At 61.3% G+C, this 14,828-nt stretch carries 15 protein-coding genes; 7 read left to right on the forward strand and 8 right to left on the reverse strand.

From position 1 onward, the window contains the following. On the reverse strand, positions 1 to 185 hold a 185-nt coding region (locus tag E4K09_RS05960), incomplete at its 3' end, for a hypothetical protein (protein WP_134495843.1). A gap of 530 nt (positions 186 to 715) precedes the next feature. After that, positions 716 to 1,105 carry a hypothetical protein gene (locus E4K09_RS05965; protein WP_134495844.1) on the reverse strand — a complete coding sequence of 130 codons (390 nt, stop codon included), beginning with the start codon at positions 1,103 to 1,105 and terminating at the stop codon, positions 716 to 718. Between the two features lie 352 nt (positions 1,106 to 1,457). Here E4K09_RS05965 and E4K09_RS28890 point away from each other — a divergent pair, with 352 nt between their 5' ends. Both E4K09_RS28890 and E4K09_RS05970 read left to right on the forward strand, forming a co-directional pair. Next, positions 1,458 to 1,631 (forward strand): hypothetical protein, encoded by a 174-nt coding sequence (locus tag E4K09_RS28890; protein WP_166802183.1) that lies wholly within the window; start codon positions 1,458 to 1,460, stop codon positions 1,629 to 1,631. 383 nt (positions 1,632 to 2,014) lie between these two features. Next, entirely contained in the window at positions 2,015 to 2,662 is a 648-nt protein-coding gene (locus tag E4K09_RS05970) for a hypothetical protein (protein WP_204985693.1), read from the forward strand. A 464-nt stretch (positions 2,663 to 3,126) separates the two neighbouring features. On the opposite strand, the gene E4K09_RS05975 is transcribed toward E4K09_RS05970, so the two are convergent. Further along, on the reverse strand, positions 3,127 to 4,098 hold the full coding sequence (locus E4K09_RS05975) for a Bug family tripartite tricarboxylate transporter substrate binding protein (protein WP_134495846.1): 972 nt from the start codon (positions 4,096 to 4,098) through the stop codon (positions 3,127 to 3,129). Between the two features lie 311 nt (positions 4,099 to 4,409). Here E4K09_RS05975 and E4K09_RS05980 point away from each other — a divergent pair, with 311 nt between their 5' ends. From E4K09_RS05980 to E4K09_RS05990, 3 genes are all read left to right on the forward strand, one after another. Beyond that, positions 4,410 to 5,087 (forward strand): response regulator transcription factor, encoded by a 678-nt coding sequence (locus E4K09_RS05980; protein WP_134495847.1) that lies wholly within the window; start codon positions 4,410 to 4,412, stop codon positions 5,085 to 5,087. After that, entirely contained in the window at positions 5,074 to 6,456 is a 1,383-nt protein-coding gene (locus E4K09_RS05985) for a sensor histidine kinase (RefSeq protein ID WP_134495848.1), read from the forward strand. The genes E4K09_RS05980 and E4K09_RS05985 overlap by 14 nt, the downstream gene beginning before the upstream one ends. Positions 6,457 to 6,572: 116 nt before the next feature. Continuing rightward, on the forward strand, positions 6,573 to 7,565 hold the full coding sequence (locus E4K09_RS05990) for an ABC transporter substrate-binding protein (protein ID WP_244610385.1): 993 nt from the start codon (positions 6,573 to 6,575) through the stop codon (positions 7,563 to 7,565). A 63-nt stretch (positions 7,566 to 7,628) separates the two neighbouring features. Here the strand turns inward: E4K09_RS05990 and E4K09_RS05995 are convergent, their stop codons facing one another. Both E4K09_RS05995 and E4K09_RS06005 read right to left on the reverse strand, forming a co-directional pair. Further along, positions 7,629 to 8,111, reverse strand: a complete 483-nt coding sequence (locus E4K09_RS05995; RefSeq protein ID WP_134495850.1) for a nuclear transport factor 2 family protein — start codon at positions 8,109 to 8,111, stop codon at positions 7,629 to 7,631. A gap of 357 nt (positions 8,112 to 8,468) precedes the next feature. Continuing rightward, entirely contained in the window at positions 8,469 to 9,560 is a 1,092-nt protein-coding gene (locus E4K09_RS06005) for a 2'-deoxycytidine 5'-triphosphate deaminase (protein WP_134495851.1), read from the reverse strand. A gap of 356 nt (positions 9,561 to 9,916) precedes the next feature. Between E4K09_RS06005 and apaG the strand changes: the two genes are divergently transcribed. Together apaG and argE are read left to right on the forward strand one after the other, a co-directional pair. Beyond that, a complete protein-coding gene (apaG, locus tag E4K09_RS06010) occupies positions 9,917 to 10,309 on the forward strand; it encodes a Co2+/Mg2+ efflux protein ApaG (protein WP_134495852.1) in 393 nt (130 codons plus the stop codon). Positions 10,310 to 10,316: 7 nt separating this feature from the next. Beyond that, the gene (argE, locus tag E4K09_RS06015) at positions 10,317 to 11,489 is read left to right on the forward strand and encodes an acetylornithine deacetylase (protein WP_134495853.1); all 1,173 of its coding nucleotides are present in this window, start codon (positions 10,317 to 10,319) and stop codon (positions 11,487 to 11,489) included. A 74-nt stretch (positions 11,490 to 11,563) separates the two neighbouring features. On the opposite strand, the gene E4K09_RS06020 is transcribed toward argE, so the two are convergent. The 3 genes from E4K09_RS06020 to E4K09_RS06030 are packed head-to-tail and all read right to left on the reverse strand — an operon-like array spanning position 11,564 to position 14,681. Then, on the reverse strand, positions 11,564 to 12,553 hold the full coding sequence (locus E4K09_RS06020) for an Hsp33 family molecular chaperone (RefSeq protein WP_134495854.1): 990 nt from the start codon (positions 12,551 to 12,553) through the stop codon (positions 11,564 to 11,566). Next, the gene (gene argF / locus E4K09_RS06025; protein WP_134495855.1) at positions 12,550 to 13,476 is read right to left on the reverse strand and encodes an ornithine carbamoyltransferase; all 927 of its coding nucleotides are present in this window, start codon (positions 13,474 to 13,476) and stop codon (positions 12,550 to 12,552) included. The genes E4K09_RS06020 and argF overlap by 4 nt, the downstream gene beginning before the upstream one ends. Continuing rightward, the gene (locus E4K09_RS06030) at positions 13,473 to 14,681 is read right to left on the reverse strand and encodes an aspartate aminotransferase family protein (RefSeq protein ID WP_134495856.1); all 1,209 of its coding nucleotides are present in this window, start codon (positions 14,679 to 14,681) and stop codon (positions 13,473 to 13,475) included. Before E4K09_RS06030 ends, argF begins: the two co-directional genes overlap by 4 nt. Between the last annotated feature and the right edge of the window lie 147 nt (positions 14,682 to 14,828).

A 14,828-nucleotide genomic window follows, 5' to 3' on the forward strand; every position in this document is an offset into this window, starting at 1 on the left:
AAGATCTCGGCGCGGTCGTAGTAATTGGCTTCGTCCCAGGCAGAGCCTTCCAGGCTCCAGTGCTGGGCAGCGTATTTCACGAAATTGGATTCGTAAGTGCTGTACACACCGTCCATCGCCGACACGGTGCCGACGGCAATTTTGGGCGCAAGAAGAGATGCAAGCGAAATCGAAGATGTCGCCATAGGGTATGCTCCACTAGTAAGGGGTTGTTTCTGGTACTTGAAGGGTCTTTTGTTGCAGAATGCTGCGTTGGCTTGCGGGAAATGAGTTTTACGCCTGCTCCGACAATGGTGAGGCTGCCATTCAATCATACGCAGACGAGCGCAATGACTGCCCTGCAAAGACAGAGCAAGACAGGTGTTGTCAGCCCATCTGATGAAGCAACAGTTTCAAGGGAGTTCTCCTGTTTGAGAAATCGAAAGCTACAAGGCGCTCCCATCTCGGGATCGCCTTCGTCAAACTCTCACTACTCAAGCGGGATTAGTTACAATGCGGGACATTCACTTAGCGGATACGGAACCTTGTCAATTGACCGCCCGACGTTTCACAGGAAATGCGTCAAGCTTAAGACGGAATATAGGAATTTGACGTCTTATTTGAGCATTGAGAGCGAGCTGGTTGTGTCGCAAGAGTCCTAGAACGATCTCACCGTCGCCGGGCATGTGCGTGCCCTAAACATTTGATGCTCTTTACACTATCCATCGTCTGCAGCTCAATGACTCCCCGGTGATTGTGTCGGCTGAAGGATGAATCGCTCTGTCAGGAACTTTGTGATCGTGGCAATCTGATCGCTTGGCAGCGTGAAGCCGACTGGCCCGAACTTGAGATGATAGAATGCAAGTAAAGCACCTGCGGGAGGGTGCGCCTCAATATACCACTTCGTGTTAGCCGACGTGCTGATGGTGACGCCCGCTCCCTCAAAATCAGGGATTGGCTGCCCCTCAAACAGCCTGCTCCGCGCATCTCCAAGTGTGCCGATCAGCTTATCGAGTTCGTCGAGGGAAAGCAGAAACCGCTGTGGTGATTGTCCAACAGGTGCAATCTCTAGAGCGACCGCGTTGCGATCTTTATCTACTTGGATTGTCATTTGCACATCAGGCATTGCCGTGGCCCCTCGATCGTGCTGCCGCTGCCAGGAATGTGCCCTGCGAGCAGGTGACCATTATCTGAGCTTCGTCAGCCTAGAGCCAGCCGTCCAGCATCCTGGAGATTTACCGCTTTGGAGGTAGAAACAAACCCTTGCGTCGGAGGCCGCTTCGACCGGCCCTCATAAACTCATTGTACAAGCCGCTCGATGCAGGTTGTCCGTGAGTTCACTTGGGGCAATGATCGAACTGCCATGTCGGATACCGGATCGTCGGTTGTTGCGCTGTGTCCGAGCTGCGGCCGCTGTCGCAGGCGTGACGAGATCGAACTTCCTCGCCGTTCAGCCTCCAAGGAACAGCTGACCGAACATGGTTCTGATCCTTGACACTCCTTTCGATGGCTTCGTGCCCGGCACGGCTGACGACGCCCCGATCTCCCGCGGAGGCGGTAGCCGCACCCTGAGGGGCTTGGGTGGCAATCACGCCATGCACTGGGAGTGCGGCAGCGATCTTCTGCATGGCGGGGTGGCGACCACAGCTTAAACCGCCGATTTGGCCTCGACACTCTTGATGGCGGGCCATGAACCTGTTGTCCAAGCTGTCCGTGTGATCACATGCTTCATTTCATTCTGTCATTACGCTGGATTATCCTTCTCGCAGCCGCTGGCGCTGCCATTGGAGCGCTCCAGATCGCCGGGGCTGGCCGGGCAATCTGGCCACGCGCCGTGGGGCTTGCCCTTCCTCCAGGTGTAACCACGAGCAGATCGAAGCGACCATGGAGCGCCTTCAGGAGTGCCGCTCCCACACACCAGTAACTTCACAAGCATGCCCGCCTGTCCGTTTGACACATATGGGAATGGCAGGCATAGGACTTTTTAGCTCTTACAAGGGAATTAGCATTGTTGGGAAACTGCTACGCGGGCTGTGTGCGTTTTTTGTTGGCTACCGGCGTGGGGATTGTGGGCACCGGCTGTTCCGATGCTGTTGCGGACGTTCTCGGTACACGCGATCGTACCTGGTTCCTTACGGTTGTTGGAGCACAGTGGTCCGAGACACGCCTGCCAACTTTCCCTTACAACCTCGTTACGGGAAGATTGAGGGCGGATGGTACATACTTCGTGTCCGGAGCTGTCAGCCGGGCAATCATCCCCCAGTTTGACATTCCTGTTCCGGCCACAGGTTGGACGCTGCCTGGCAATTCCCTCGAGGCTGAAGTTCAACTCGTAAAGCACTGGGGTTTTCAGGACCATATCGAAGGAACAGCGGCCCTTGTGCTGCGCAGCGGCGAAATCCCTGTGTTTGAAGGCCTTTCTTTCAACGTCGCGTGGGGAAACGGCCTCTCATACGCCTTCTCTAATCCGGCGTATGAGTTTGGACCTGACGGACTTCGTGGCATCGGCTCTCGGCGGCTACAGTACTACATGGGATTCGAAACGGAATGGACCCATACTTCGCTTCCTAAGATCCATCTTGTCACAAAGCTACACCACCGATCAGGCATTTATGGGATTATCAGTCCTCAGAGGACAGGATCGAACTATCTCGGCGCGGGCATCCGAGTTGATATCGACTAAGACCAGCGGATCCAAACTTGAATAGCAGCTTGGCGGACGGGACGGCGAGAATGGGAAAACCGTCGACCGCAGCATCGGCATTCGGGGGATCAAGGCCGCCGAGGAGATCAAAGCGACTATGGAGCGGCTTCAGGAAGCTCGTGCTAACCACGGCTAAGTACGAGGTCTCGCTGACGTAAAGCCAATGGCCTAGACCTGAAGCGGATGATCAACATCCTGGGCTCCTGGACCCAGCTGAGGGCTCTGGCAGCCTGAACCTTCTTACCGCCGCGGATCACGTCCAACAGCCGCCATCGCACGTCGGTCGAAATCGGGTTTTCACACGACCTCGGTCAAACGCTCACATTCCGGCCGCTCATCGGACGTCAGCTCTTGCGCCGAAGCGGACCACACTCTCTGGTTCCGGTTTTGGCAGGAGCACCTGCAATTCGAGCGCTCCTGCCGCTGTGCCATCGGCCGGCCATTTAGCCGAGCCCGAGTTCTTTAAGGATGGAGGAGATACGGCTCTGCTCCTCCTTGATGAACGTCGTGAACTGAGCGGACGGCATATAGAGGTCGACCCATTCCCGTTCTTGAAGGATCTTCTTCCAAGGCGCGCTCTGCACCAGCTTGGCGACTGCATCATCAAGAGCTTGCTTGTCCTCGGCACTGATGCCGGGAGGTGCCATCAATCCGCGCCAGTTGACGAGCGTTGCATCCACACCCTGCTCCCGGAAGGTCGGAATGTCGACGCCGGGCAAGCGTTCCGGCGACGAGATGCCAATCGGCCTGAGCTTGCCGGCCTTGAACTGGCCCGCGACCTCGTTGAGGCCACCCGTTGCAACGGTGATCTTGCCATTCATGACCAGCGGCAGCATCTCGCCACCGGTCCCGACGGGAATGTAGTTCATCTTCTTCACGTCACCGCCGGCAGCCTTCACGACCAAGCCGCACAGGACGTGGTCCGGGGAGCCGTGTGCGAAGCCGCCCCAGGTGACGGATCCCGGATCCTGCTTGAACTTGTTGACCAAGTCCGTAACAGACTTGATGGGCGATTCGGCGGCAACGAACAGCGGCTGGTACTCGCCCTGGAGACGGGCGAGCGGCGTGGTCTGCTCCAGCGTCACCGGTGACTTGTTGATGACCGGCGCACCGACAAGGCCGAAACCGGCCACCATCAGCGACGGGTCTCGATCCTTGGCGTTAATGAACTGGGCCAGTCCGATGGTGCCGCCGGCGCCCGGTACATTCTGGACCTGCACGCTGGCGGCGATCTTTTCGCTCATCAACACATCCTGCACCGCACGGGCGAGCTGATCGTATCCGCCTCCGGGACCGGCGGGAGCGATGATCTTGAGGCTTTTGAAGTGTTGCGCCCAGGCTGGCAGCGCCGGCAGAAGACCGGCTGAGGCGGCTGCAAGGAGAGCTTTGTTGAAGCTGCGACGATCTAAGGGCATTTCCTGTCTCCCACGTACGTTCTCCTCAACACGAGGAGAGTGAATCATTGTATCTCTAGAGTCGTATAATCTGCTGAATGGCTCCAATCGTGTGCCGCATTGAACCGGCAGGATTGGGTCTGACGCTGAGAGGAAGGGGCCGCAACGCCGATCCGAGCACCGGTCGCGTCACATGCAGGAACCTGCAGGAGGAGAGCCCTCATCGTTTCCACCCATTATGAAGTTGGTCTTACGCTCGAAGTGGCCCGAGCTTATCGGGTACGCTAGAGTCAAAACCTGTCATTCACCTGTCATCCGGGGTGGCGGAACGCATGCGCATCTTTCTGGTTGAGGACACCCACGATGTGGGCGAGGCGATCGTCGAGCACTTCGCCCGGATCGGCCATGCCGTGGACTGGGCGACTGACGGGGAAGCGGCGGCCGCCATACTTGATGGAACATCCTACGATCTGATCATTCTCGACGTGATGCTGCCGGGCCGGAGCGGGTTCTCAATCCTGCAACATCTTCGGTCTGCCGGCAGTACGACCCCGGTTCTGATGCTCACTGCCCGGTCCGAGGTCGAGGACCGAGTAAGCGCTCTCGATATCGGTGCCGACGACTACCTGGTGAAGCCGTTCGACTTTCGCGAACTCGAAGCCCGGGCTCGGGCCCTGCTGCGCCGCCGCCATGGCGAGGCCACGAACCTGCTTGAATGCGGCGACATCTGCATCGACAGGTCGGCCCGTGCGGTGCGGGTGGGCCAGCGCGAGGTGCACCTGACCCGCCGAGAGGTGACCCTGCTGGAAATCCTGGCGTCACGCCCTGGCCGGGTCTTCAGCAAGGAGGATTTGCTGGATCAGGTCTTCGGCTTCGACGAGGAAGCTCCCTCCTTCAACGCTGTCGAGCTTTACATCGGCCGCTTGCGCAAGAAGCTCCATGGCGCGCGCGCCGAGATCGTGACGGTCCGAGGCTTCGGTTATCAGATGGTTCCCCATGGCTCATCGTGAACCATCCCTGTTCACCCGCCTGATCGTCCTCATCTCGCTGGTGCTGATGGCAGGGGCTGCCGCCCTGACAACGGCAGCTTGGTATTACGCCCGGGAGGCTGCAAACGATGCCTATGACCGTCTGCTGGTCGGCGCAGCCTACCAGATGGCGGAGGCCCTCAACGTGCAGGGCGGAACACTGACCGTCGAACTGCCGGTATCCGCCTTCGAGCTTCTGGCCAACTCGGAGCGTGACCGGATCTTCTACAAGATCGTCGAGCCGGGTGGACGCACGTTGACCGGTTATGCCGATCTGGTGACGCCTGAGAACGATGCTCCCGCTATGGGAAGCCCGGATGTCCGAGACGGTCGGTTTAAGGGAGTGGACGTTCGCGTGACAAAGGTCGGCCGTTCCTTTTCTGACCCTTCGGTCCAGGGGCGTGTCGATGTGGTCGTGGCCCAGACCACCGAGGCGCGCACGGCTTTGGCCCGGGAGCTGACCTTGCGTGCGGTGGCACTGATCATCGTCATGAGCGCCCTGGCCCTCGGTGGAGCTGTGTTTGCGATCCGGTATGCCCTCAGACCTATTGGACGCGTTGGGGCCGTGCTTCGGGACCGGGATCCCCACGACGTGACGCTGATCACGGTCAGCACCCCTCGCGAACTGCGTCCGTTCGTTTCCGCCGCCAACGCGTTCATCGCCCGCCTGAAGAACCGAATGGATCTGATGCAGCAGTTCATCGCCGATGCCGCTCACCAGATCCGCACACCCCTGACGGCCTTGAAGGCTCAGCTTCAGCTTCTGTCACGGCAGCCCATGGACCCGCAGGCGCTGCAATATCTCACACGGGTACAGGAGCGTGTCGACCAGCTGTCCCACCTCGCAGGCCAGTTGCTCAGCCACGCCATGGTCAATCATCGCGCGGGAGCCGTTCCGCTTGAGCCGGTCGATGTGGCTGAAGTCGTTCGGCGTGCGATTCGCGAGGCGGTGCCGGAAACGCTTGACCGCGATGTCCTGATCTCCCTGGAGCTACCTCCTGTTCCGGTGACAATCGCGGGAGATGCCATCAGTCTCAAGGAAGCGGTCAAGAACGTGATCGACAATGCGGTTCGCCATGGCGCCCCATCGCAGCTCACACTTCGCGTGTGCCAGAAGCTCCATACGGTCGACATCGAAGTGAAGGATGATGGCCCCGGCATTCCGCCTGAGCTGTGGTCTCAGGTGACTGAGCGGTTCAGCGCACATTCGCCGGGTGGATCCGGACTTGGGCTGTCCATTGCCGCGAACGTGCTGGCCGCCTGTAGCGGAAGCCTGAGCTTCCGCCATGAAGATGGCAACGGCTTTGTCGTCATCATGAGCCTACCGAACGAGACTGGACCCAAGGCATGAACGGTCAAGAGATTCGGTTATGTCACCCCATGTTGCTGTGCCTCTGTCTGGTTTGGGCTGCGATCCAGCCTTTGGCCAGCTTTGCCCAGGATAGCCAAATCTCAACGTTCCCTGCCTTGCAGGCTGAGCAGGAGGTTCTGTCGATCCACGCTGCAACAGACCGCCCGGCCATGGAGCCGCTGATCCGCGATTTCCAGACCCTGAACCCCAACACCCGGGTTGAGTTCGTGGAGTACGTGACGAACGATCTCTTCGCTGCGGCATCCAAGGCCTGTCAGGACGGCCGTGCCTTGGGCGATGTGCTTCTGTCCTCGGGCGTCGACCAGCTGGTGAAACTTACCAACGACGGCTGCGCACACAGTGTCAACTTGCCGGAAACCGAGACAGTCCCACGTTGGGCCAATTGGCGGGACGAAGTCTTCGGCTTCACCTTCGAGCCGGTCGTGTTTGTCTACAATCGCGCGAAGGTCCCTGTTGAGGATGTCCCGACAACACATCTTGAGATCGCCGACCTTCTGCGGCTGAAACCTGAGACATACCAAGGCCGCGTCGGCACCTACGACATTCGTCAGTCGGGCATCGGCTACCTGCTGGCGTTCAACGACTCTCAGCAGACGACAACCACGTATGGCCGGCTCCTCGAAAGCCTTGGGCGCGCCCAGGCGGTCGTGCGTTGTTGTACGGGTGAAATCCTTGACGAGATCGAGGCGGGTCGTCTTCTCATCGGCTACAACATGCTGGCATCCTATGCCTACGCTCGCATTCGCGCCGGAGCCAATCTCGGTCTGGTCGTGCCCGCGGATTACACCCTTGTGCTCAGCCGGGGAGCGATGATCCCCGCCGCGGCGAGCAATGCCACCGCAGGTGCCCGCTTCATAAGTTATCTTCTATCGAACCGCGGCCAAACGCTGGCGCAGCGCGAAGCCTTCTTTTTCGGATTCGCCGGAGAGGCACCCGCAGGCCTTGAAGGAGCAGCCTCCATCGTTCGGACCGGCATCGCCCGCCCTATCGCGATCAGTCCTGCCCTGCTTGCGGTTCAGGACGATGAGAGACGCAGACGGTTCATTGCTGATTGGAGCCGCTCCCTCGTCGACATGGCCAAGCGGTAGACAGCAGTACTCCTGCAACAGGTCTGAGTCTCCGCATGAAGACAATGATGCGGAGGGTTGGCGTCAAGCCTGCGTGTGCTGGCCGTCAGCTTTGCGCGTGCCTCCATGGAGTTGGCGATTGCCCCAGCTCCGCAGTGCCCGTTGTGTGATGCTGGTGATCTTCCACGCACCATCAGCCTTGCCGAACCGAAACTCGTAGGCCCCGCACGAGTGATAGAAGTCCTCGCCCTCGCCCTTGAAGTCGCGGTCGAACCTCAGAATCAGGTAGTTGCAGCGCCCCCGCACGCCTTCCTCTTCCTTCGCCAGCATCAGGTTGGAGAAGCTGTGATGCTTGGACAGGGTGTCGACTGCATCCCGTCGCCTTTGAACGAACTCGGCGCCGCTCATGATGCTGGGCTGCTCGCGGCCTGACGCGGCATAGTCGATGAATACCTCATGGGCGAGGCAGTTCTCCATGGCGCTCCAATCGCGCTCATCGAAGGCAAGGAAGAAACGGCAGAGGACATCGTTGATGGCAATGTGATCGAGAGCGTCTAAGGTTTCCATGCCGGTCATTCTCTGTGATACAACGGGAGCGGTTGGCACGTGCATTATCAATGCAGACCATGGCTGCTATTGCCATGGAAACTCATTCCGGAAAAGGAGCAGCCTGAGCCACGGCAGCGTCAACCGAGGTCAGCGCCGTCATGTTCGTGATCCGCCGAACCGTGCTCGTGGGCGTTAGAGCATCGGATTGATCCCAAAAGTGCAAGACACTTTTTCTCGCCCGATGCTCTAGGATGTGAACCGGGGGCTTGGCGCCGAGCACGATTGGGCCAACCTTGAAGCCCTGCCCGGCCATAGCCTTGTGCATGGCGAAGGTGATATTCGCCGCCTGCTGCCGCCCATGCCACTGAATTGAGCTTAGCGGAAATGCTTCGACAGCTTCAGGCCTTGGGCCTGATAGTTGGATCCGGCGTCAGCCCCGTAGAGCACCTGAGGGCGCTCGGCCATGCGCTCATAAACGAGACGCCCGACGATCTGCCCGTCCTCCAGAATGAAAGGCACGTCGCGGGAACGGACCTCGAGAACGGCGCGGGCCCCCTCACCTCCCGCTGCGGCATGCCCGAAACCGGGATCGAAGAACCCGGCGTAATGGACCCGGAATTCGCCTACCAGCGGATCGAATGGCACCATCTCGGCGGCATAGTCCGGCGGCACGTGCACGGCCTCTTTCGAAGCCAGGATATAGAACTGGCCTGGATCGAGAATGAGCGTGCGGGAGGTATCCGCATGGAGCGGCTCCCAGAAATCCGAAATCCGGCAGGAACCGGGCTTGTCCACGTCCACGAGACCGGTATGGCGCTTGGCTCGGTAGCCGACGAGCCTGTCCGAGCCGAAGCCCGCCAGATCGACGCTGACGGCAACGCCATCCTGAATTGACGGTTCGGCGGAGGTTACAACCCGCTCGCGCTGATGGAGGGTATAGAGTTCGGCATCGCTCAGGCGCACCTCGCCCTTGCGAAGCCGCAGCTGCGAGAGGCGGGTGCCGGTCCGTACCAGCACCGGGAAGGTGCGGGGCGAGATCTCCGCGTAAAGGGGCCCCGTATACCCTGCCCCGATCGTGTCAAATTCCTGGCTGCGATCGGTAATGACCCGGGTGAACACGTCGATCCGGCCCGTCGAGCTCTTGGGATTGGCGGCGGCGGACAGGTCTTCCGGCAGAGCCAGCCCCTCCTGCAACTCGGCGATGTAGACACTCCCCGTCTCCAGAATGGCGCCCACGGAGAGATCGATCTCATGAAAGCTCAGCTGCTCCAGGCGGTCCCTGACCGTGTGGTTGCGGCCCGGCAGGAAGCTGGCGCGAACCCGGTAGACCCGGCGGCCCAGCCTCAGGTCGAGGCTCGCGGGCTGCACCTGATCGGAGGCGAAGGGCGTCTCCGGTTTTATCACGCCCGCTTCCGCAAGGCGCATGATGGCATCCGCCGATTGAATTCCGTCCTTCAACGCAACCATGACCGTTTTCCAGGGCCCCAGCCCTTTTTCGAGTGTTATTCGCTTAGCTGTCGAAGCCGTGGGCCGGCCTGTCAATCCCTTTTGCCATTGTTGTTTGGAAAGGCGCTCGAGGCCAGCCCTCTCCGGCCCGCAGAGCGTGTGAAGGTTAATAGGGCCTAGGGGAGGACCAGCAGAAGGCCTCATGATCAGCGAGAAGAAGGCGCCATCGGGTGCTCGGGTCCGCCCCTATCGTCGTGAGAAAGACCGGCCCGTGGCCGCGTCCAGCATGGCTGCTTCTCTTCAGCCTCGATTGACGGGGCTTGAAGGCCGCCTTACCACGGGAGGCGAGCATTCCACCACTGGCCAAGGGACCACTCATGTACAAGGCCGTCACCCGCGGCATCAGCGTGACCGTGATACCCCGCTTTCTGCCGGAAGAATCCTCGCCCGACGAGAACCGCTACTTTTTCGCCTACACCGTCGAGATCATCAACCTGAGCCTGGAGCGCGTGCAGCTGCGTGCCCGCTACTGGCGCATCACCGACGAGCATGGCCGCGTCCAGGAAGTGAGGGGCGCGGGCGTGGTCGGCGAGGAGCCGGTGCTCGGTCCGGGGGAGAGCTACAGCTACACGAGCGGCTGTCCGCTGACGACGCCAAGCGGCACCATGCAGGGCAGCTACGTGATGGAAACTGCCAGCGGCGAGACCTTCGACGCCGAGATCCCTGCCTTTTCACTCGACATGCCGCGCAACAAGCGCGTGCTGCACTGAGGTTTTCATGTCTTCCAACGGTCAGCGGCTGACACCGCTTGAAATGCTGGCTAGGCTGGTTTCGTTCGACACCGAGAGCGCGAAATCGAACCTTGCTCTCGTCGAATTCGTCGAATCCTACCTCCGAAGCTGGAACGTGCCTTTCGTGCGCGTCCCGAACGACGCGGGCGACAAAGCCGCGCTCTTTGCCACCATCGGCCCACAGGACAGGGGCGGCATCGTGCTGTCCGGCCATACGGACGTGGTGCCTGTGGTCGGGCAGCCCTGGACCTCGGACCCTTTCACCCTGCGTGTGGAGAACGGGCGCGCATACGGTCGCGGCGCGGTGGACATGAAGGCCTTCGACGCTCTGGCCCTCGCACTGGTCCCGGAATTTCTGGCCACCGGCCTCAAGACGCCGATCCACATCATGCTCTCCTATGACGAGGAGACCACGTGCCTCGGCGTCGTCGACACCATCCGGCGCCTTGGCCACGACCTGCCGTTGCCCAAAGCGGTGATCGTCGGCGAGCCGACGATGCTGGAGGTGGTCGATGCCCACAAGAGCGTCGTGACCTTCACGACGACCGTGCACGGCTTGGAGGGGCACTCGTCGAAGCCGTACCTCGGGGCTAGCGCCGTGATGACGGCCGCGGACATGATCGCGGAGCTCAACCGCATCGCCGACGAGATGATGGAGCGTGGCGACAGTAGCGGGCGATTCGACCCGCCCTACACCACCGTCCATGTGGGCGTCATCTCGGGCGGCACCGCGCGCAACATCATCTCGAAATCATGCACGTTCCACTGGGAATTCCGCGGCCTGCCCAGCCAGAATCCAAACGAGATTCCGGAAAAGCTCGAACGATTTGCGCAGGAGGTTGCGCTCAAGCGGCTCAACCGCTTCGGCGAGTTCGGCCGGATCGAGACAAAGCTCCATGCCCATGTCCCCGGTCTCGCGCCGCAGCCCGGATCGTTCGCGGAAACGCTGGCGCTGCGCCTTGCGGGCAAGAACCGCACGCAGACGGTACCGTTTGGAACGGAAGCCGGCCATTACCAGGCCGCCGGCATTCCAACCGTCGTCTGCGGCCCCGGATCCATCGACCAGGCGCATCAGGCAGACGAGTACATTACGCTCGATCAGCTGGAAGCCGGCGCGGCCTTCATGCGTCGTCTGGCGGCGATGTGTGCTGCGTCTTGAGTTTCAGACCTCCTCCGTCATGGCCAGGCTCGACCCGGCCATGACGATTCTGACTTGAGGCGAGAGGCCGCGTCTTACGTTTCCGCCTTGGCGATCTCGGCCTCGACTTCGGATGGATCGAGATCGTAGAAGCGCGAGCAGAATTCGCAGGTGATGCCGATGCGCCCGTTGTCGCCGACCATATCGCGGCGATCCTCTGGCGAGAAGCGGCGCATCATGGCCATGATGCGCTCGTGCGAGCAGGTGCATTCCTCATGCACGGGCTGCCCTTCGAACACGCGAACGCCGCGTTCGTGGAAGAGCCGGTAGAGCAGCCGTTCGCTCGACACGGCGGGGTCGATGAGCTCGTGATCCTCAACGGTCGCGAGCAGCGACTTGGCCTCGAACCAGGCATCATCCTCGGATGGTGCGGCAAGATCGTTGGACGGATGCCCCTCCGGGATATCTCCGGGATCGAGATCCGCCTGGCGCAGACGCTCGGGCGAGGAGGGCAGGAACTGAATCATCACCCCACCCGCACGGTAGGTGTGACGTCCGTTCTCGAACTGCTCGGCGACCGCGAGGCGCACCTGCGTCGGAATCTGTTCCGATTGCCGGAAATACTGATGCGCGGCCTCCTCGAAACCCTGGCCGTCGAGCGCGACGACGCCTTGATAGCGGCTGCGTTCCGTGCCCTGATCGATCGTCATCGCCAGATAACCGGAGCCGAGGAGCTCGCCCGTGTTCGGCGCGCCGGCCCCGAGAGCATCCAGCTTCTCCTGATCGAAGCGGGCCGTGGCGCGGAGCTTATCAGGTGCGTTGAAGTCCACCACCACCATGTCGATGATGCCATCGGTTTTGGTCTGAAGCTGAAAGCGGCCTTCGAGCTTCAGGGACGCGCCGAGCATGACGGTGAGGGCTGCGGCCTCGCCGATGACGCGGGCGACCAGGGCAGGATACCCGTGACGGGCCAGGATGGTGTCGATGGAGGGGCCCAGGCGCACGACGCGCCCACGGACGTCGAGAGGCTCCACCGCGAACGGCAGCACAACGTCGTCATGTCCCTCGAACGAAGCTGAACTCATGCGTTTGCTGCTCCAAGGCACCACGCCAGGATGCCTTTCTGTGCGTGAAGCCGGTTCTCGGCTTCATCGAAGACCACGGATTGCGGGCCGTCCATGACGTCATCCGTCACTTCCTCGCCGCGGTGGGCCGGCAGGCAGTGCATGAACACGGCGTTCTTAGCGGCGACACCCATCAGCCTGCTGTTCACCTGATACGGCTTGAGCAGGTTGTGGCGGCGGAACTCGTCGTCATCGCCCATGGAGACCCAGCAATCGGTGATGACGGCGTCAGCCCCTTCGGCCGCCTCGAAGGCGTCGGTCGTCACGCTGATCTGTGCTCCTTCCTGCCTTGCCCAGGACAAAAGCTCCGGGCGTGGAGCAAGTTCCGGAGGGGACGCGATCTTGAGGGTGAATTCCAGCCGCGCGGATGCGTGAACCCAGGAGGCGAGCACATTGTTGGCGTCCCCCACCCAGGCGATCGTCCGTCCCTTGATGGAGCCGTTATGCTCCTCGAAGGTCATGACGTCGGCCATGATCTGGCACGGATGCGTCGTCTTCGTCAGGCCGTTGATCACGGGGATCGAGGCGTACTGAGCGAGCTCCGTCACCATGGCGTGATCGAGAGTGCGGATCATGATGGCGTCCACGTAGCGGGAGAGGACCCGGGCCGTGTCGGCGATGCTCTCGCCACGGCCGAGCTGCATCTCCTTGCCGGTGAGCATCAGGGTCTCGCCGCCAAGCTCGCGCATGCCCACGTCGAAGGACACGCGGGTGCGGGTGGACGGCTTGTCGAACACCATGGCCAGCGTCTTGCCTTCCAGCGGACGCTCCTTCTGACGCTCGCCCCGACGGCGCTTGGCCTTAATCGCGGAGCCGACCGTCAGGATGTGGCGGATCTGATCGCCCGAGAAGTCGCTGAGATCGAGAAAGTGGCGGGGTTTCATTGAGCTGCTCCCGGCCGAGCCTGCGTCTTCAGCTCGGCCTCCATGGCCGCACAGGCGGCATCCAGACGGTTGAAGGCTTCCGCGATATCCGCATCGGAGATGATTAGCGGGGGCAGAAGCCGGGCGACGTTATCGCCCGCGCCGATCAGGATGATCTTCTGATCGCGAGCGACGGCGATGAAGCTGGTGTTGGGAACCACGGTGCGCAGGCCCATCATGAGTCCCAGGCCGCGAACCTCGGCAATAATCGCAGGGTGGCGATCCTTCAGCTCTGCCAATCGCTGCTTCAGCAGGAGCGCTTTGCGCTCAATCTCCTTCAGGAATCCGGGGGCGAGGATCACGTCGAGCACGGCATTCCCGACCGCCATGGCGAGAGGGTTGCCGCCGAAGGTGGTGCCGTGCGTCCCGAGGGTCATGCCCCTTGAGGCCTCGGCGGTGGCAAGGCAGGCGCCCAGCGGGAAACCGCCCCCGATGCCCTTGGCCACCGACATGATGTCGGGCGTCACGCCTGTCCACTCATAGGCGAACAACTTGCCCGTGCGGCCCACGCCGGTCTGGATCTCGTCGAAGATCAGGAGAAGTCCGTGCTGGTCGCAGAGCGCGCGCACCTCCTTGAGGAAAGTGTTGTCGACCAGGCGGATGCCGCCTTCACCCTGGATCGGCTCGATCATCAGGGCCGCGGTCTCCGGGCCGATCATGGCCTTCAGGGCGTCGAGATCGTGGAGGGGCACCTGGTCGAAACCCTCGACCTTGGGGCCGAAGCCTTCCAGGTATTTGGCTTGGCCGCCGGCCGCGATGGTGGCGAGAGTCCGACCGTGGAAGGCTCCCTCGAACGTGATGATCCGGAAGCGCTCGGGATGGCCGCCGGCGTGATGGTATTTGCGGGCCATCTTCACGGCTGCCTCGTTCGCCTCGGCGCCGGAATTGGAGAAGAAGACCACATCCGCGAAGGTATTCTCCACCAGCCGCTGGGCCAGGCGCTCGCCTTCCGGAATCTGGAACAGGTTCGAGGTATGCCAGAGCTTTGAAGCCTGCTGGGTCAGAGCCTCGACAAGGTGCGGATGGGCATGCCCCAGAGCATTCACCGCGATGCCGGCCCCGAAATCGAGATATCGCTGCCCATCTCGGCCGTAGAGCCAGGGGCCCTCCCCCTTCTCGAAGGACAGCTCGGCGCGCGCATAGGTCGGCAGCAATGGCGATGTCACAGGGTATCTCCGCCTCTGATGGAGACCCAAGGTTGCACTTTATATGCCAGTCCTGGGCCTCAAAAAAGAAAGCGCCGCCCAAGCGGGGCGGCACGGCGAGGATTCTAACGAGGAGCGGGACCCTGTCAATTCAAGAGAAATGAAGTG

The sequence above is a fragment of the Microvirga pakistanensis genome, assembly GCF_004458765.1.
GTDB classification, from domain to species: domain Bacteria; phylum Pseudomonadota; class Alphaproteobacteria; order Rhizobiales; family Beijerinckiaceae; genus Microvirga; species Microvirga pakistanensis.